The sequence below is a fragment of the Thermithiobacillus plumbiphilus genome (assembly GCF_038070005.1).
In the GTDB taxonomy this organism is placed as follows: Bacteria; Pseudomonadota; Gammaproteobacteria; order Acidithiobacillales; family Thermithiobacillaceae; genus JBBPCO01.
In genome coordinates this window covers 18834-35776 of record NZ_JBBPCO010000011.1, presented here as the reverse complement: position 1 = coordinate 35776, position 16943 = coordinate 18834, and the positions used below count along the sequence as shown (strand labels likewise).

Genomic DNA, 16943 nt, shown 5'->3' with positions numbered 1-16943 from the left:
ATGCACCGCCTGAACAGGATCCTGCTGGGCATCTGGGCCGGTGCCCTGCTGTTCATGGGTGGCGCTGTGGCACCCGTCCTCTTCGCGCATTTGCCGGAGCGGCAGATGGCCGGTAATGTCGCCGGCGTGCTGTTTGCCTACCTGGACTGGGCTGGGCTGGCTTTCGCCCTGTGGTTTCTGGTCCAGGCCCTGCGGGGTGGCGGCAGGGCTGCCAGGCTGGCCTGGTCTTTTGTCGCGCTACTTTTGCTCGCCAGCCGGCTCCTGCTGAACCCGAGAATGGAAGCCATCAAGGCGCGGGGTCCTGTTGACGCCCTGGCACCGGACAGTCCGGAGCTGCAACTGTTCGGGGCCCTGCATGGGGTTTCCAGTCTGATCTTCCTGCTGGTTCTGCTCGTCGTGATCTGGCAGCTCTGGGTTCAGGTAGGTCCCGCAAACAAGCGCGACAGGCCGGATCAGGGCAGGGAATAACGCTGCTTCTCGCTGGCGCGATAGATCACCAGCACACGCCCGATCATCTGCACCATTTCGGCCCCGCTGCGCATGACGATCTCTGCGGCCAGACTGTCGCGTTCATTGCGCTCCATGGCCGGCAGTCGTACCTTGATCAGTTCGTGATGGGCCAGGGTACGGTCCAGTTCGGCCAGCAGGTTGTCCGACAATCCTGCATCGCCAACCAGAATCACCGGGTTCAGGGAATGTGCCTGACCTTTCAAATATTGTCGCTGCTTGCTGTTGAGCATATCGCCCCCTTCCGAATTGATGGCGGATTATAGCACTCTTGAGCAGAGAAACTGGAGCTATGCGTGGACCGGGATCCATTTGCCAGACTGAAGATCGAACTCGCCCTGATCCTGGTCCTGATGGTACCTATACTGGTGCTGAGCCTGCGTTTGCCAAGCCCCTGGGATTTCCTGCTGGCGCTTTGCTTTGGCGCGGGCAGCGGGTCGATCCTCTTTTTCCGGATCCGGCAGCGGACACGGGGCATTGCGGAGGAGGGACATGACTAGATCGAAATCGAGTCGCCGCTGGCTGGATGAGCATTTCAGCGATCCTTTCGTCAAGCGGGCCGCGAAGGAGGGATATCGATCCCGGGCAGCCTTCAAGCTCATGGAAATCCAGGACAAGGACCGGATTTTCAGGCCCGGCATGCACGTCGTCGATCTTGGTGCCGCGCCTGGCGGCTGGAGCCAGGTGGCGGCACGTTATCTGAGTGGCAAGGGCAAGGTCATCGCCCTGGATCGTCTGCCGATGGATCCCCTGCCGGATGTGACTTTCATCCAGGGAGACTTCAATGACGAGGCAGTCTATCAAACACTGATGGATGCGCTCGGGGGACAACAGGTGGACCTTGTAATGTCGGACATCGCCCCCAATATGAGTGGGGTGGCTGCCGTAGATCAGGCCCGTTCCATGCAGTTGGCCGAACTGGCACTGGAATTTGCCGCCGAGGTGCTCAGGCCTGGTGGTGTGCTTCTCGTGAAGGTATTCATGGGGTCCGGCGCCGATGCCCTGAGGACTGCGATCAAGGCCCGCTTCGGGCGGATCGTGGTCCGCAAGCCGGAAGCATCCCGGGCGCGGTCGGCAGAACAGTACTGGTTAGGCATGGATTTCAAGGGCTAGGCAAAAGGATGGACTGGAGGTCTGCTTATCTCCATGTTATGGTAAATTACCTTCGTCCCTTCGAACCTCTTCCTGCTCGTGCTGTCTTAGCTTAAACAGCTTTATCAGCTCAAGGAGCCGTAGATTGAACAACATGGCTAAGAATATAGCATTGTGGGCCATCATCGGGTTGATCCTGATGATGGTCTTCCAGAATTTCAACCAGGGCAGCATGAGCACGCAGACGCTGGACTTCTCGGAGTTCATGACCAGCGTCAAGAATGGCAACGTTGCCCAGGTCACCATTCAGGGTGACCGGATCGACGGCACCCTGGGGAGTGGCGAGCACTTTCGCGTGTTCACGCCCAATGATCCGGGGCTCGTCCGCGATCTGCTCAACTCCGGCGTGAACATCAAGGTGAAGCCGCAGGAGGGCCAGTCCCTGCTGGTTTCCATCCTGATTTCCTGGTTTCCGATGCTGTTGCTGATCGGCGTCTGGATATTCTTCATGCGTCAGATGCAGGGAGGCGGCGCGGGTGGCCGCGGTGCCATGTCCTTTGGCAAGAGCCGCGCACGCATGCTCACCGAGGACAACAACAAGGTCACCTTCGCCGACGTCGCGGGCGTCGATGAAGCCAAGGAAGAAGTCGCCGAACTGGTCGAGTTCCTGCGTGATCCGCAGAAATTCCAGAAACTCGGTGGCCGTATTCCCAAGGGCGTGCTGCTGATGGGTCCTCCCGGATCGGGCAAGACCCTGCTCGCCAAGGCCATCGCCGGGGAAGCCAAGGTGCCGTTCTTCTCGATTTCCGGTTCCGATTTCGTGGAAATGTTCGTCGGTGTGGGCGCCTCGCGCGTGCGCGACATGTTCGAGCAGGCCAAGAAGCATGCACCCTGCATCATCTTCATCGATGAGATCGATGCCGTGGGGCGCCAGCGTGGCGCCGGTCTCGGGGGTGGTAATGACGAGCGCGAACAGACCCTGAACCAGTTGCTGGTGGAAATGGACGGTTTCGAGGGTTCCGAGGGCATCATCGTGATTGCCGCGACCAACCGTCCGGACGTGCTCGACCCGGCTCTGTTGCGCCCGGGCCGCTTCGACCGCCAGGTCACGGTGCCGCTGCCCGATATCCGCGGGCGCGAGCAGATCCTGCAGGTTCACATGCGCAAGGTGCCGGCCGCGCCGGATGTCGATCCCAAGGTGATCGCGCGCGGTACGCCAGGCTTCTCGGGTGCCGATCTGGCCAACCTGGTCAATGAAGCCTCGCTCATGGCCGCGCGCCGCAACAAGCGTCTGGTGGACATGGCGGACTTCGAGGACGCCAAGGACAAGGTCATGATGGGCGCCGAGCGCAAGTCCATGGTCATGTCCGACAAGCAGAAGGAGACCACGGCATATCATGAATCGGGTCACGCCGTGGTGGCCAAGCTGCTGCCTGGGACCGATCCGGTGCACAAGGTGACCATCATCCCGCGCGGCCGGGCCCTGGGTCTGACCATGCAGTTGCCGACCGAGGACCGCTTCAACTACGAGCGCAACGAGATCCTGAACAACATCGCCATCCTCATGGGTGGGCGTGTGGCCGAGGAAATCTTCCTGAACCAGATGACCACCGGTGCCGGCAATGACATCCAGCGCGCCACCGAACTGGCGCGACGCATGGTCACCCAGTGGGGCATGAGCAATATCGGCCCCATGGTCATCGGGGAAAAGGAAGAGGAGCTGTTCCTTGGTCGCGAGGTCAGCAAGCACTCGAATGTGTCCGAGGAAACCGCACGCACGGTCGACGAAGAGGTGCAGCGCATCATTCGCGAGCAGTACCAGCGGGCGCGTCATCTGGTCGAGACCAATCGCGACAAGGTTGAAGTCATGACCCGTGCGCTGCTCAAGTTCGAAACCCTGGATGCGGATCAGGTCAACGACATCATGGCGGGCCGTGAGGTTCGTGCCAAGGTGGTCGTGGATGGCGGTCCCGGGCCTGGAGCCGGCACGCCTGCCCCTGTCCTGCCTGCGGGTGGAGAAGGGGACAAGGAACCCTCCCTGAAGCCGGGCAGCAATCCCGTCTGAAACTGACTGCGGGATATGTCTGAACCTGCAGCCATGCTGGACTGCAACGGGCGGCCTCTTGATCTGGGCCGCCCGCTTGTGATGGGTATTCTCAACGTGACTCCCGATTCCTTCTCGGACGGGGGTCAATTTTTTTGCCTGGACAAGGCCCTGGCCCATGCCCGCCAGATGGTGGCGGATGGCGCGGATATCATCGATATCGGTGGAGAGTCCACTCGTCCAGGTGCGCCTGCAATCACAGTCGAGGAAGAGCTCTCCAGAGTCGTCCCGGTCATCGAGGTACTTGCAAATAGCATTTCCTTGCCTATTTCCATCGATACGATGAAGTCCGCCGTGATGCGCGCCGCCTGGCAGCATGGCGCGGGGCTGATCAATGATGTCAGTGCCTTGCAGGCGGATCCGCAAGCCCTTGCCACGGTCGCCGATTTGGGTGCTCCCGTCTGTCTGACGCACATGAAAGGTACTCCCCGTACCATGCAGGAGAATCCGGAGTACGAAGATGTCTGCGCTGAGGTGTTCGCTTTCCTGCGCCAGCGGGCCGAGATCTGCATCGAGGCCGGCATTCCGCGAGACCGCATTGTGCTGGATCCCGGTATCGGCTTTGGCAAACGGGTTGTGCACAACCTCGCGCTGCTCAAGCATCTGCCTGAGCTGATCCGGAGCGCTTATCCGGTCCTGATTGGTGTCTCGCGCAAATCTTTTATCGGCAAGGTGCTGGATCTTCCCGTCGAGGAGCGGCTTGAGGGTGGGCTGGCGCTGGCGGTCATCGCTGCCTGGCAGGGCGCGCGCATCATCCGCACGCATGATGTCGCTGCAACCGCACGGGCCCTGCGGATGACGTCCGCCTTGCTGAATGTGAATTGAAAAGCCGCCAAGCGGCAAAAAAATCAATGAGGAAAGTGCATGGCGAGAAAATGGTTTGGAACTGATGGCATCCGTGGCCAGGTGGGCGAGATGCCCATCATGCCGGATTTCGTGCTCAAGCTGGGCTGGGCTGCCGGGCACGTGCTGGCAGGGCATGTCAAGAAAGGTCGTGGTAACGTGCTGATCGGCAAGGATACCAGATTGTCAGGTTATCTCCTGGAGTCCGCTCTCGAAGCCGGCCTGGCTTCCGCTGGCCTGAACGTCCTGCTGGTTGGGCCCTTGCCAACACCAGGCATCGCCTATCTGACACGCGCCCTGCGCGCGGATGCGGGCATTGTCATCAGCGCCTCGCACAATCCCTACATGGACAATGGCATCAAGTTCTTTTCGGGTGATGGCAACAAGCTCCCCGATGCCGTCGAGGCGGAAATCGAGGCCTATCTCGAAAGGCCCATGACCCTGCCGGCCCCGGATCAGCTGGGCAAGGCCCGCCGGGTGGATGATGCGGCCGGCCGTTATGTGGAATTCTGCAAGCATACATTCTCCACGTCCGAAACCCTGAACGGGCTGAGAGTCGTGGTGGACTGCGCCAATGGCGCCAATTACCGCGTCGCACCCATGGTTCTGCAGGAGCTGGGGGCCAACGTGATCGTCATGGGCAATCAGCCAGACGGCCTCAATATCAACGATGAAGTTGGGTCCACGGCACCTGCCGCCCTGCAGGCCAGGGTCCTGGTTGAGAAGGCGGATATCGGCATTGCCTTTGATGGTGATGGCGACCGGGTCATTCTGGTCGATGAAAAGGGCCAGCTGGTGGACGGCGATCAGATCCTCTATGTCATTGCCACAGAGATGCAGCATCAGGGGACCCTCAATGGCGGCGTGGTGGGAACACTGATGAGCAACCTGGGGCTGGAGCAGGCACTACGGGACAGGGGTATCCCCTTCGCGCGCGCCGCCGTGGGCGATCGATATGTCCTGGAGCAGATGAAAGACAGGGGCTGGCGTCTGGGCGGCGAGACCTCCGGGCATATCATCACGCCTCACAATACCACGGGGGATGGCATCGTCGCGGCCCTGCAGGTACTTGCCGCCATGTGCAGCCATCACCAGCCTCTGTCGAAACTGGTGAACAGGATGCCGCGCTATCCACAGGTGTTGCGCAATATCAGGCTGCAATCACGCGTGGATTATCGCTCATATCCAGAAATCATGGATGCGATTGCAGCGGCCGAGCAGCGCCTGGCCAACAGTGGCAGGCTGCTGGTGCGGCCGTCGGGAACCGAAGCCTTGTTGCGCATCATGGTCGAGGGCGAAGATGACATCCTGGTTTATGACCTGGCCGATGAATTGACGGAGGTGGTCAGCAAGGTCATGGGGCAGGTGCTCCAGGGGAATTGACCGCCCATGGGCGCGCCGTTACTATGCCGCTCTGACATTCGTAATGGAGGAAATCATGCGGCAACCCATGGTGGCGGGGAACTGGAAAATGAATGCGACGCGCTGGGAGGCGGAGAACCTCGTGCGCGCCATCAAGGAGGCTGAACCCGATCCCTCGGCTGTCGAGATCCTGGTCTGTCCGCCATTCACCGCAATCGATGCGGTTGCGCGGGTTCTCAAGGGGAGTCCGATTCGGTATGGTGCCCAGAATCTATTCTGGGAGAAGAATGGGGCCTATACCGGCGAGATTTCCGGAGAAATGTTGCGCGACCTCGGCTGCCGCTATGTCATCCTGGGACATTCCGAGCGCCGCCAGATCTTTGGCGAGTCTGATCAGGATGTGGCCAGAAAGTATGCCGCGGCAAAGCGCTCGGGGCTGATCCCGGTGCTTTGTGTCGGTGAGACCGAGGAGCAGCGCAGTCAGGGCATCACCGAGCAGGTGGTGTCGGCCCAGTTACAAGCCATTTTGCAGCAAACGGATGCGGCAACCTTTCACGGGACCGTCATCGCCTATGAGCCGGTATGGGCCATAGGCACTGGGCTGACTGCCACGCCGGACCAGGCGCAAGAGGTGCACGCCTTCCTGCGTGCCGAACTGCATGCTTTTGATAGCGGCGTTGGCGCAAGTACCCGTATACTTTATGGCGGCAGTGTCAAGGCGGAAAATGCTGCTGAAATCTTTTCCCGGCCCGACATCGATGGGGGTCTGATCGGTGGGGCCTCCCTCAAGGCGGAAGAATTCTTAAGGATCTGTGCGGCTGCGGCTGCCTGAAAGTTCAGGCCCGGCTTGTACTCAATGAGGTTCATATGGTGATCTTTCTGACAGTCGTGCAGGTCTTGGTATCCCTGGTCCTGATTGGCCTGGTTCTGATCCAGAAAGGGCAGGGCAGTGATATCGGGTCTGCCTTTGGCAGCGGTGCTTCCCAGACCGTCTTCGGCAGCCAGGGTTCGGCGAACTTCCTCACACGTGCGACAGGGTTGGCAGCGGCGGTGTTCTTTCTGAGCAGCCTCGGTCTTTCCTATCTGTCCACCCGTACCGGCCAGGACAGCGTCATGACTGATGCACCGGCCGCCAGCCGGCCAGCGCAGGGGCAGGCGCCCGCGCCCACCCAGCAGCCGCCCTCTGGCCCCGTTCCAGGCGCCCAGCAAGGTCCTGCCGGATTAACGGGCACCGGTACTCAACCCTGAGACTGGATCTCCCCATTGTCTCAAGCTTTAGAATTTGATTTAATTGTATACAAGCCGAAGTGGTGAAATTGGTAGACACACCGTCTTGAGGGGGCGGCGGCGCAAGCCATGCCGGTTCGAGTCCGGCCTTCGGCACCAAACCAAAACAGCCTGAAAAGGCTGTTTTTTTTACCTCTTTGTTGCATAAGTAATTGTTTCATAAGGTATAAACAAAACTTGTTTGTTGACATTGCGCAAGGCTCTACCTAGACTGGTTTTTTGCCCGCGAGCAAGTCAGGGCCTGCCCGGACAGGACGATGTGGCCGGGAGAATAGCTCAAAGAGAGGAGGCAGGGGTGCTAGAGAATTACTTTCCGGTACTGGTGTTCATCATCATTGCCTTGCTGGTCGGCGTAGTGCCCTTGGTGCTGGGATTCATCCTTGCACCCAACAAGCCGGATAGTGAAAAGCTGTCGCCATATGAGTGCGGGTTCGAAGCGTTTGAAGATGCCCGCATGAAGTTCGATGTGCGTTACTATCTCGTAGCCATTCTGTTCATCCTCTTTGACCTGGAAATCGCCTTTCTTTTTCCCTGGGCCGTAGTGCTCGACGAAATAGGGTTGCCGGGCTTTCTGGCCATGGTGGTCTTTCTGGGCATCTTGGTGATCGGCTTCATCTATGAATGGATGAAAGGAGCGCTGGAATGGGAATAGAAGGTATCCTTGAAAAAGGTGTGGTGACCACCACGGTTGACAAGCTGGTCAACTGGACGCGCACCGGTTCCCTGTGGCCCATGACATTCGGGCTGGCCTGCTGCGCCGTGGAAATGATGCACGCTGGTGCTTCCCGCTATGATCTGGACCGTTTTGGCATTGTTTTTCGGCCAAGTCCTAGACAATCGGATGTGATGATCGTGGCAGGGACCCTGGTCAACAAGATGGCGCCAGCCCTGCGCAAGGTCTATGACCAGATGGCCGAGCCACGCTGGGTCGTCTCCATGGGTTCCTGCGCCAATGGCGGTGGATATTATCACTACTCCTACGCTGTGGTGCGTGGTTGCGATCGTATCGTGCCGGTGGATATCTATGTGCCCGGTTGCCCGCCTACGGCGGAGGCCTTGCTGTATGGCCTGGTGCAGTTGCAGAACAAGATCAAGCGCACCAATACGATTGCCCGGTAGGTGAAAATGAGTGAATACCTCGATAACTTGCTCGTACAGATCATGGAAGGTCTGGGTGAGCGGGTACTGAACCCGAAGATTGCGCTGGGCGAGCTGACCATTGAACTGCCGCGGGAGGGCTTGCTTGAGACCTGTCGCATCCTGCGGGACGATGCTGCCCTGGCCTTCGAGCAGCTGATCGATCTGTGTGGCGTGGATTACCTGGAATACGGCGAGGGAGTCTGGGAAGGGCCCCGCTATGCCGTGGTCTATCATCTCCTCTCCGTAAAGCATAATCATCGAATCCGGCTGCGCGTCTTCCTTGAGGATGATGCGCCAGTGGTGGATTCGGTCAATGACATCTGGAGTGCCGCAAACTGGTATGAGCGCGAGGCCTTCGACCTTTATGGCATCATCTTCGACGGTCACCCGGATCTGCGCCGCATTCTGACGGACTACGGCTTTGTGGGGCATCCATTCCGCAAGGACTTCCCGCTGGTGGGTTATGTGGAAATGCGCTATGACCAGGATCGTCAGCGCGTGGTCTATGAACCTACCAAGCTGGAAGAACGAAACCTGATTCCGCGGGTCGTCCGCGAGGAGCCGCAGCGACATGGCTGAAATCCGCAACTACACCCTGAATTTTGGCCCGCAGCACCCATCCGCGCACGGCGTGTTACGTTTGGTGCTGGAGCTGGATGGCGAGGTCATCGAGCGGGCCGATCCCCATATCGGGCTCCTGCATCGGGCAACGGAAAAGCTCGCCGAGCACAAGACCTATATCCAGAGTGTTCCGTACATGGACCGGCTGGATTATGTGTCGATGATGTGCAACGAGCACGCCTATGTGATGGCCATCGAGAAGCTCCTGGGCCTTGAGGTACCGGAGCGGGCCCAGTATATCCGCGTGATGTTCGACGAGCTGACCCGCATCCTGAACCATCTGCTGTGGCTCGGGGCGCATGCTCTGGACATCGGTGCCATGACGGTCTTTTTGTATGCGTTCCGCGAGCGTGAGGATCTCATGGACATGTACGAGGCGGTGAGTGGCGCGCGCATGCACGCGGCCTACTACCGGCCTGGTGGTGTCTATCGCGATCTGCCGGACCGCATGCCTCTCTATGAGCCATCTCCTTACCGCGACGCGGCACGCCTCAAGGAACTGAACGCCAACCGCCAGGGCAGTCTGCTGGACTTCATCGAGGACTTCACCAACCGTTTTCCGGCCTACGTCGATGATTATGAGACCCTGCTCACCGATAACCGCATCTGGAAGCAGCGTACCGTCGGGATTGGCGTGGTCTCGCCTGAACGTGCCCTGAACCTTGGTTTCACCGGTCCCATGCTGCGCGGTTCCGGCATTGCCTGGGATCTGCGGCGCAAGCAGCCCTATGAGGTCTATGATCGCCTGGATTTCGACATCCCGATTGGCAAGAATGGCGACTGTTATGACCGCTACTTGGTGCGCATGGAAGAGTTCCGCCAGAGCAACCGCATTGTCAAACAGTGTGTGGAATGGCTGCGCAGGAATCCTGGCCCGGTGATCACGAGTGACTACAAGGTTGCACCGCCGCCGCGCGAGAACATGAAGGAAAGCATGGAGGCGCTCATCCATCACTTCAAGTTGTTCACGGAAGGCTTTGCCCCGCCTCCCGGGGAGGCATATGCCGCCGTTGAACACCCGAAGGGTGAGTTCGGCATTTACCTGGTGTCCGATGGGGCGAACAAGCCTTATCGGCTGAAGATCCGTGCCCCTGGCTTTCCGCATCTGGCGGCCCTCGATGAAATGTCGCGAGGTCACATGATTGCGGACGTGGTTGCCATCATTGGTACCCAGGACATCGTTTTCGGTGAAATAGATAGGTAGGGTATGCTGTCAGACAAAGCACTAGCGGCAATAGAACAAGAGAAAGCCAAGTATCCACCGGAGCGCGCCCAGTCGGCGGTCATGGCCGCGCTGCGCATTGCCCAGGATGAACTGGGCTGGCTTTCCACCGATACCATGGACTATGTCGCCGAGCTTCTGGGTATGCAGCCCATTCAGGTCTATGAGGTCGCGACCTTTTACCATCACTATGAACTGAAGCCGATCGGACGTCACCGCATCGATGTCTGTGGCAGCGTGTCCTGCTGGCTTTGCGGATCCGACAGGATTCTGGACTATTTTCGGGAGAAACTTGGTATCGAGGTTGGTGAAACGACCCCGGACGGTCGTTTCACGCTGCGCGAAGTGGAGTGTCTGGGATCCTGCGTGGGGGCGCCGATGATGCAGATCGGCAATGTTTATCACGAGAACCTGACACCCGCCAAAATCGATGAAATCCTGGACGGACTAAAATAGGACCTGCCGTGTCAAATCTAGTCTGCTTTCAAAATCTGCACCTGAAGGACCCCCATACGCTCGCGACCTATGTCAGTACGGGTGGTTACGAAATGCTGCGCATGATCCTGCAAAAGCAGATGCCACCGGAAGACATCATCAATCAGGTCAAGAAATCCGCCCTGCGCGGACGTGGCGGCGCGGGTTTTCCGACTGGCCTGAAGTGGAGCTTCATGCCCAAGGGCGTGGGCTATCCGAAGTATCTGCTGTGTAATGCCGATGAGGGCGAGCCCGGTACCTGCAAGGACCGGGACATCATGCGCTATGATCCCCATCGCCTGGTGGAAGGCATGGCCATCGCTGCCTATGCCATCGGCGCGGATGCGGGCTACATCTACATCCGTGGCGAGTTCTACGAGCCCTGGGAACGTACCCAGGCGGCCATCGACGAGGCCTATGCCGCCGGATATCTTGGCAAGAACATCCTGGGCACGGATTTCAGTTTCGATCTGTACACGCACCGGGGGGCCGGCGCCTACATCTGCGGCGAGGAAACCGCCCTGATCGAGTCTCTGGAGGGCAAGAAGGGACAGCCGCGCTTCAAGCCGCCTTTCCCGGCCAGTTATGGTCTGTATGGCCGCCCGACCACGGTCAACAACGTCGAAACCCTGGCCTCGGTGCCGGATATCATTCGCCATGGCGGCGACTGGTTCCTGAATCTCGGCAAGCCCAACAACGGCGGCACCAAGATTTTCTCGGTGACCGGGCATGTGAACAAACCCGGCAACTATGAAGTGCCGATGGGCACGCCGTTTCGCGATCTGCTGGCCATGGCGGGTGGCATGCGCGATGGCAGAAAAATCAAGGCGGTCATCCCCGGCGGTTCCAGTACCCCGGTGCTCCCGGGCGAGATCATGATGGAGGTCGACATGGACTATGACTCGATCTCCAAGGCCGGTTCCATGCTGGGCGCGGGTTCCGTCATCGTCATGGACGATACCACCTGCATGGTGCGCGCCGCCGAGCGCATGGCCCGATTCTATTACGATGAATCCTGCGGGCAGTGCACGCCCTGCCGTGAGGGCACCGGCTGGCTTTACCGGGTTCTGCGTCGCATCGAACACGGCCAGGGCGTGGAGGCGGATCTCGATCTGCTGCTGAACATGGGCAGCAACATCGAGGGCCGCACCATCTGCGCGCTGGGAGATGCGGCGGTTGCACCAGTCGCCAGTGCGATCAAGCACTTTCGCGCCGAGTTTGAGCATCACATCAAGCACGGCCGCTGCCTGGTGTCCTAATTCGAGGAAACGAGATGCCACGTATCGAAATTGATGGAAGTTTTGTAGAGGTCGAGGCCGGAACGACCATCATCGAGGCCGCCAAGGCCCTGGATATCTACATTCCCCACTTCTGCTATCACCCCAAGCTGTCGGTGGCGGCCAATTGCCGCATGTGTCTGGTCGAGGTGGAGAAGGTGGCCAAACCCCTGCCGGCCTGTGCCACGCCGGTTGCGGACGGTATGCGGGTGTTCACCAAGTCCGGCAAGAGCAAGCAGGCGCAGAAAGGCGTGATGGAGTTCCTGCTCATCAATCACCCCCTGGACTGCCCCATCTGTGATCAGGGCGGCGAGTGTGATCTGCAGGACCTCGCAGTAGGCTTCGGTGGCAGCCACTCGCGCTATGCCGAGCTCAAGCGCGTGGTCAAGGACAAGGACATCGGGCCCTTGATCGAAACCGAGATGACCCGCTGCATCCATTGCACCCGCTGCGTGCGCTTTGGCCAGGAGGTCGGCGGCATCATGGAGCTGGGTGCCACGGGCCGCGGCGAGCACATGGAAATCGGCACCTATATCGAGCGCAGCCTGACTTCTGAACTGATTGGCAATGTGATCGACCTCTGCCCGGTGGGGGCCTTGACCAGCAAGCCTTTCCGCTATACCGCCCGACCCTGGGAACTGAAGCATGGACCCAGCATCTGCCCCGAGTGCTCCACCGGTTGCAATCTGGAAGTGGACAGCCGTGGCGCCAAGGTCATGCGCACCCTGCCGATGGACAATGAGGCGGTGAACGAGAGCTGGATCTGCGACAAGGGCCGTTTCAGCTATGCTGGCCTCGATAGCGAGGATCGTCTGACCCAGCCCATGGTCAAGCACCATGGTGAATGGCGTGCGGTGAGCTGGGAGGAGGCACTCTCGGCAGCCGCGGAAGGGCTGAAACAGGTCATGGCGAAACATGGTCCCGAGCAGCTCGGCGCCGTGGTCTCGCCGCGCGCGACCACGGAAGAACTGTTCCTGTTCCAGGCCATCGCGCGCGGGCTGGGCACCGCGAACATCGATCACCGGCTCAGCCAGCGGGACTTCCGCGCAGACCCCGAGGCACCGCTCTTCCCGGCCCTCAATGTGAGTCTTGAGGATCTCCAGGCCGAGTCCATGATCTTCCTGGTGGGTGCCAACCCCCGCAAGCAGCAGCCAATCACCAACCTGCGGATTCGCAAGGCAGCCCTGGCCGGGGGCAAGGTGATCGCCCTGAATGGCCGTCGCTACGATTTCAACTATCCGGCCTTCCAGCTCACGCCTGCTCAGGTCGGCGGTGAACTGCAACTGCTGGCGCAGGTGCTCCAGCAGCTTGATCCAGGCGCTCTGGACGGGCTGCCTGGCTTCAGCGGGTTCCAGCCTGATCCCGCAAGTGCCGAGCGGGTCCAGACGGTCACAGCGGCACTGAAGGATGTGGCATCGCCGCTGATCCTGCTGGGAACCGACGTGACGATGCATCCGCAGGCGGCTGAAATCACCTGGATGGCAACGCGTATTGCCGGGATCACGGGCGCCCGCCTGGGATATCTGGCCGAGTTTGGCAATAGTGCTGGTGCCTGGCTGACAGGCTGCGTGCCGCACCGGCTACCCGGCGGCAAGCCGGCGTCGGGTGTTGGCATGAACGCCCATGAAATGCTCAGTTCGCCGCTCAAGGCCTATCTGTTGATGGATGTCGAGCCGGGTCTGGATGCCTGGGATGGTCGCCAGGCAAGGATGGCCTTGTCCGGCGCCGACTTCGTGGTGGGCCTGTCCACCTTCGGTGGCGAGTTGATGGACTATGCCGACGTGCTGCTGCCGGTCACATCCTTCCTGGAAACCTCCGGCACCCTGATCAACAATGAGGGCAGGGTGCAGAGCTTGCGCGCCAATGTGAAACCAGCAGGCGAGGCGCGTCCAGGCTGGAAAGTGCTGCGCGTTCTTGGAAATCAGCTTGGCGTTTCAGGGCTCGACTTCAACGACGTGGCAGAAGTGGGTGCACTCTGGCGTGGCATGGTCGCTGAGATCCCGCGCCAGGTCACTGGCGGCCTGCCGGAAATCCAGGGTGATAGTGGCGCGGAGCCCATGCAGTCAGGCTTGCGCCGCATCGGGTCCTGGCCGATCTACCGTACCGATCCCCTGGTCAGGCGCTCCAGGCCGCTGGCACTGGCGCAAGGTGAGTTGCACGTGGAAGTGTCACCGCTTCAGGCCGGCTCTCTGGGCTTGGCCGGCAAGGAAACGGTGCAACTGTCCAGAGATGGGTATACTGTCAGTCTGCCCCTGCGCCTGAACAAGGACATCCCGGAAGGATGTATATTCGTCCCCGCCGGTTACGAGGAGACGGTAGGCCTCGGTCCGCTGGCAGGCACTGTCGAAGTGAGTTCCTGAGCACGGTATATTTCGAGACAAAGGCTGGCTGGACGCACCCGCGAGGGATTGGCGTTCAGCTGGCAGGACTGTGCCTGTAAACAGCAATAATGAGAGGGGTGCGAAAGCACATGTTCGAAAATGCCTGGATGATCAACTATGTGCAGCCCTTGGCCTGGACCACGGCCAAGATCGTGGCCATCATCGGCCCGCTGATGCTCGCGGTGGCTTACCTTACGTATGCCGAGCGCAAGGTGATTGGTTACATCCAGGTGCGCCTGGGACCCAACCGCGTCGGACCGAAAGGATGGCTGCAACCGATTGCCGACGGCATAAAGCTCCTGATGAAGGAAGTCATCGTTCCGACCGACGCCAGCCGCTTTCTCTTCCTGCTGGCGCCCATCCTGGCCATCGCGCCGGCCCTGGCGGCCTGGGCCGTGGTGCCCTTCGGGGAAGGCATGGTGGTGGCGGACATCGACGCCAGTCTGCTGTATGTGCTTGCCATTACCAGCATGGGTGTCTATGGCATCATCATCGCGGGCTGGGCCTCGAACTCCAAGTATGCATTCCTGGGCGCCATGCGTTCCGCAGCCCAGATGGTGGCCTATGAGATTGCCATGGGGTTCGCGCTGGTTGGGGTGCTGATGGCGGCGCAAAGCCTCAATCTCGGTGATATCGTCGAGGCGCAGCGGGGTGGGGGGTTCTGGTCCTGGTACTGGCTGCCTCTGTTCCCGTTCTTCATCATCTATTTCATCGCCGGCGTGGCCGAGACCAACCGCGCACCTTTCGACGTGGCGGAAGGCGAATCGGAAATCGTGGCGGGTTTCCATGTCGAATATTCAGGCATTGCCTTTGCACTGTTCTTCCTGGCGGAATATGCCAATATGATCCTGGTGGCCATGCTGGCGGCCATCATGTTCCTGGGTGGCTGGCTGCCGATCGTGGATTTCATGCCTTTCAACCTGATTCCAGGTTTTATCTGGCTCATGCTGAAAGTGGCATTCCTGCTCTTTTTCTTTCTGTGGCTGCGGGCAACCTTTCCCCGCTACCGTTACGACCAGATCATGCGTCTTGGCTGGAAAGTGTTCATTCCTATCACCATTGTCTGGATCCTGGTGGTTGGAGCGGCCCAGCAAACACCTTTACGTGCCTTTTTCCATTAAGCGTGGATCGCTTGAGGAGAGATTCCTGTGGGAATGAATTCAAAGCAACTGTTTGATACTTTTTTCCTGACTGAGCTGGTCAGGGGCTTGATGCTGACTGGCAAGCACCTGTTTGCCAGGAAGATCACGATCCAGTATCCAGAGGAACGCACACCGCAGTCACCCCGTTTTCGGGGGCTGCATGCCTTGCGCCGCTATCCCAACGGCGAGGAGCGCTGTATCGCCTGCAAACTGTGCGAAGCGGTGTGCCCGGCCTTGGCAATCACGATCGAAAGCGAAGCTCGCGAGGACAATACCCGCCGGACGACCCGTTATGACATTGACCTGACAAAGTGCATTTTCTGTGGTTTCTGCGAGGAATCCTGTCCGGTGGATTCAATCGTCGAAACGCGGGTACTGGATTACCATGGCGAGAAGCGCGGTGATCTCATTTACACCAAGCCAATGCTGCTCGCCAATGGCGATCGATATGAGAAGGATCTTGAGCGTGACCGGGCAGAGGACGCCCGCTATCGCTAGTCAAGGGCCCGAGTGTAGGCCGGAATCAGAATAAGGAAATTGCATGGATCTGGAGCAGCTCATTTTTTATACCTTTGCCGGTATTCTGGTGTTTGCAGGCGGCATGGTGATCACGGTACGTAATACGGTTCATGCAATCCTGTATCTGGTTCTGGCCTTTTTTACCGCGGCAGGCCTGTTCGTGCTGCTGGAAGCGGAATTCCTAGCCATTACCCTGGTGCTGGTCTACGTCGGTGCCGTGATGGTGCTGTTCCTGTTCGTGGTGATGATGCTGGATATCAATGTAGCCCGCATGCGGGAGGGGTTTCTCGACTACCTCCCGCTGGGTGCGGCGCTTGCGCTGGTGATGGTGGTCGAAATGTCGATGCTGCTGGCCGGTTCCGGCTTCGGCGAGGGGAACCTGCCGCCACCCCCTGCGGCACCGGCTGACTATAGCAACACCAAGGCGCTCGGTGGCCTGATCTACACCACCTATGTGTACCCCTTTGAAGTTGCTGCACTGATTCTGCTCGTGGCCATCGTGGCGGCCATTACGCTGACCATGCGGCGCCGCCCGGAAACCAAATATCAGCGTCCGGAAGAACAGCTGCATATCAAACGGGCCGATCGTGTCGAACTGGTCAATATAAAATCCGAGAACCGGCAGTAGCCGTCATCGATTCTGATTTGCAAAAAGGGGATTTCCGTGGTTCCGCTATCGCATTATCTCATTCTTGCGGCAGTCCTGTTCGCCCTGAGCGTGGTTGGCATTTTCCTCAATCGGAAGAATGTCATCATTCTTCTGATGGCGATCGAACTGATGCTGCTGTCGGTCAATCTGAATCTGGTTGCCTTTTCGCACTATCTGCAGGATCTGTCCGGGCAGGTGTTCGTCTTCTTCATTCTGACAGTGGCTGCCGCTGAGGCGGCCATAGGTCTGGCCATTCTGGTCGTTTACTTCCGGAATCGTCAGACCATCAATGTCGAAGATATCGATAGCCTGAGAGGATAATC

20 protein-coding genes and 1 tRNA gene are annotated in these 16943 nt (G+C 59.4%); 20 read left to right on the top strand and 1 reads right to left on the bottom strand.

What is annotated here, in order from left to right:
* On the top strand, positions 1-468 hold the full coding sequence (locus tag WOB96_RS11230) for a DUF4149 domain-containing protein (RefSeq protein WP_341371387.1): 468 nt from the start codon (positions 1-3) through the stop codon (positions 466-468).
* Here WOB96_RS11230 and yhbY read toward each other — a convergent pair.
* A complete protein-coding gene (yhbY, locus tag WOB96_RS11225) occupies positions 453-740 on the bottom strand; it encodes a ribosome assembly RNA-binding protein YhbY (protein ID WP_341371386.1) in 288 nt (95 codons plus the stop codon). The genes WOB96_RS11230 and yhbY overlap by 16 nt on opposite strands.
* Before the next feature lie 63 nt (positions 741-803).
* On the opposite strand from yhbY, the gene WOB96_RS11220 reads away from it, so the two are divergent.
* The 19 genes from WOB96_RS11220 to nuoK all read left to right on the top strand — a co-directional run bounded on the left by WOB96_RS11220 (position 804) and on the right by nuoK (position 16941).
* On the top strand, positions 804-1007 hold the full coding sequence (locus WOB96_RS11220) for a hypothetical protein (protein WP_341371385.1): 204 nt from the start codon (positions 804-806) through the stop codon (positions 1005-1007).
* Positions 1000-1620: a 23S rRNA (uridine(2552)-2'-O)-methyltransferase RlmE gene (gene rlmE / locus WOB96_RS11215; protein WP_341371384.1), complete on the top strand. Its 621-nt coding sequence runs from the start codon at positions 1000-1002 to the stop codon at positions 1618-1620. Before WOB96_RS11220 ends, rlmE begins: the two co-directional genes overlap by 8 nt.
* A gap of 133 nt (positions 1621-1753) precedes the next feature.
* Positions 1754-3664 carry an ATP-dependent zinc metalloprotease FtsH gene (gene ftsH / locus WOB96_RS11210; RefSeq protein WP_479725481.1) on the top strand — a complete coding sequence of 637 codons (1911 nt, stop codon included), beginning with the start codon at positions 1754-1756 and terminating at the stop codon, positions 3662-3664.
* A 15-nt stretch (positions 3665-3679) separates the two neighbouring features.
* The gene (folP, locus tag WOB96_RS11205; RefSeq protein ID WP_341371382.1) at positions 3680-4528 is read left to right on the top strand and encodes a dihydropteroate synthase; all 849 of its coding nucleotides are present in this window, start codon (positions 3680-3682) and stop codon (positions 4526-4528) included.
* Between the two features lie 39 nt (positions 4529-4567).
* Positions 4568-5929, top strand: a complete 1362-nt coding sequence (gene glmM / locus WOB96_RS11200; RefSeq protein ID WP_341371381.1) for a phosphoglucosamine mutase — start codon at positions 4568-4570, stop codon at positions 5927-5929.
* Between the two features lie 55 nt (positions 5930-5984).
* The gene (gene tpiA, locus WOB96_RS11195) at positions 5985-6740 is read left to right on the top strand and encodes a triose-phosphate isomerase (protein ID WP_341371380.1); all 756 of its coding nucleotides are present in this window, start codon (positions 5985-5987) and stop codon (positions 6738-6740) included.
* Positions 6741-6775: 35 nt separating this feature from the next.
* Entirely contained in the window at positions 6776-7156 is a 381-nt protein-coding gene (gene secG / locus WOB96_RS11190; RefSeq protein ID WP_341371379.1) for a preprotein translocase subunit SecG, read from the top strand.
* A gap of 53 nt (positions 7157-7209) precedes the next feature.
* Positions 7210-7294 (top strand) — tRNA-Leu (locus WOB96_RS11185).
* Positions 7295-7490: 196 nt separating this feature from the next.
* Positions 7491-7847: an NADH-quinone oxidoreductase subunit A gene (locus tag WOB96_RS11180; RefSeq protein ID WP_341371378.1), complete on the top strand. Its 357-nt coding sequence runs from the start codon at positions 7491-7493 to the stop codon at positions 7845-7847.
* Entirely contained in the window at positions 7838-8314 is a 477-nt protein-coding gene (locus tag WOB96_RS11175) for a NuoB/complex I 20 kDa subunit family protein (RefSeq protein WP_341371377.1), read from the top strand. Before WOB96_RS11180 ends, WOB96_RS11175 begins: the two co-directional genes overlap by 10 nt.
* Before the next feature lie 6 nt (positions 8315-8320).
* Positions 8321-8914, top strand: a complete 594-nt coding sequence (locus WOB96_RS11170) for an NADH-quinone oxidoreductase subunit C (RefSeq protein ID WP_341371376.1) — start codon at positions 8321-8323, stop codon at positions 8912-8914.
* The gene (locus tag WOB96_RS11165; protein ID WP_341371375.1) at positions 8907-10160 is read left to right on the top strand and encodes an NADH-quinone oxidoreductase subunit D; all 1254 of its coding nucleotides are present in this window, start codon (positions 8907-8909) and stop codon (positions 10158-10160) included. The genes WOB96_RS11170 and WOB96_RS11165 overlap by 8 nt, the downstream gene beginning before the upstream one ends.
* A 3-nt stretch (positions 10161-10163) precedes the next feature.
* A complete protein-coding gene (nuoE, locus tag WOB96_RS11160; RefSeq protein WP_341371374.1) occupies positions 10164-10634 on the top strand; it encodes an NADH-quinone oxidoreductase subunit NuoE in 471 nt (156 codons plus the stop codon).
* A gap of 8 nt (positions 10635-10642) precedes the next feature.
* Complete coding sequence (gene nuoF, locus WOB96_RS11155; RefSeq protein WP_341371373.1) at positions 10643-11911, top strand: NADH-quinone oxidoreductase subunit NuoF; 1269 nt, start codon at positions 10643-10645, stop codon at positions 11909-11911.
* A gap of 14 nt (positions 11912-11925) precedes the next feature.
* Positions 11926-14289 carry an NADH-quinone oxidoreductase subunit NuoG gene (gene nuoG / locus WOB96_RS11150; RefSeq protein WP_341371372.1) on the top strand — a complete coding sequence of 788 codons (2364 nt, stop codon included), beginning with the start codon at positions 11926-11928 and terminating at the stop codon, positions 14287-14289.
* Positions 14290-14399: 110 nt separating this feature from the next.
* Entirely contained in the window at positions 14400-15431 is a 1032-nt protein-coding gene (gene nuoH, locus WOB96_RS11145; protein WP_341371371.1) for an NADH-quinone oxidoreductase subunit NuoH, read from the top strand.
* A 33-nt stretch (positions 15432-15464) separates the two neighbouring features.
* Entirely contained in the window at positions 15465-15950 is a 486-nt protein-coding gene (gene nuoI / locus WOB96_RS11140; protein ID WP_341371370.1) for an NADH-quinone oxidoreductase subunit NuoI, read from the top strand.
* Between the two features lie 43 nt (positions 15951-15993).
* Positions 15994-16599 (top strand): NADH-quinone oxidoreductase subunit J, encoded by a 606-nt coding sequence (locus tag WOB96_RS11135; RefSeq protein WP_341371369.1) that lies wholly within the window; start codon positions 15994-15996, stop codon positions 16597-16599.
* A 36-nt stretch (positions 16600-16635) separates the two neighbouring features.
* Positions 16636-16941, top strand: a complete 306-nt coding sequence (nuoK, locus tag WOB96_RS11130; RefSeq protein WP_341371368.1) for an NADH-quinone oxidoreductase subunit NuoK — start codon at positions 16636-16638, stop codon at positions 16939-16941.
* Positions 16942-16943 lie beyond the last annotated feature (2 nt).

Coding starts and splice junctions, on each gene's coding strand:
- WOB96_RS11230 (WP_341371387.1), top strand. CDS start 1: ATGCACCGCCTGAACAGGATCCTGCTGGGCATCTGGGCCGGTGCCCTG.
- yhbY (WP_341371386.1), bottom strand. CDS start 740: ATGCTCAACAGCAAGCAGCGACAATATTTGAAAGGTCAGGCACATTCC.
- rlmE (WP_341371384.1), top strand. CDS start 1,000: ATGACTAGATCGAAATCGAGTCGCCGCTGGCTGGATGAGCATTTCAGC.
- ftsH (WP_479725481.1), top strand. CDS start 1,754: ATGGCTAAGAATATAGCATTGTGGGCCATCATCGGGTTGATCCTGATG.
- folP (WP_341371382.1), top strand. CDS start 3,680: ATGTCTGAACCTGCAGCCATGCTGGACTGCAACGGGCGGCCTCTTGAT.
- glmM (WP_341371381.1), top strand. CDS start 4,568: ATGGCGAGAAAATGGTTTGGAACTGATGGCATCCGTGGCCAGGTGGGC.
- tpiA (WP_341371380.1), top strand. CDS start 5,985: ATGCGGCAACCCATGGTGGCGGGGAACTGGAAAATGAATGCGACGCGC.
- secG (WP_341371379.1), top strand. CDS start 6,776: ATGGTGATCTTTCTGACAGTCGTGCAGGTCTTGGTATCCCTGGTCCTG.
- WOB96_RS11175 (WP_341371377.1), top strand. CDS start 7,838: ATGGGAATAGAAGGTATCCTTGAAAAAGGTGTGGTGACCACCACGGTT.
- WOB96_RS11170 (WP_341371376.1), top strand. CDS start 8,321: ATGAGTGAATACCTCGATAACTTGCTCGTACAGATCATGGAAGGTCTG.
- WOB96_RS11165 (WP_341371375.1), top strand. CDS start 8,907: ATGGCTGAAATCCGCAACTACACCCTGAATTTTGGCCCGCAGCACCCA.
- nuoE (WP_341371374.1), top strand. CDS start 10,164: ATGCTGTCAGACAAAGCACTAGCGGCAATAGAACAAGAGAAAGCCAAG.
- nuoG (WP_341371372.1), top strand. CDS start 11,926: ATGCCACGTATCGAAATTGATGGAAGTTTTGTAGAGGTCGAGGCCGGA.
- nuoH (WP_341371371.1), top strand. CDS start 14,400: ATGTTCGAAAATGCCTGGATGATCAACTATGTGCAGCCCTTGGCCTGG.
- nuoI (WP_341371370.1), top strand. CDS start 15,465: ATGAATTCAAAGCAACTGTTTGATACTTTTTTCCTGACTGAGCTGGTC.
- WOB96_RS11135 (WP_341371369.1), top strand. CDS start 15,994: ATGGATCTGGAGCAGCTCATTTTTTATACCTTTGCCGGTATTCTGGTG.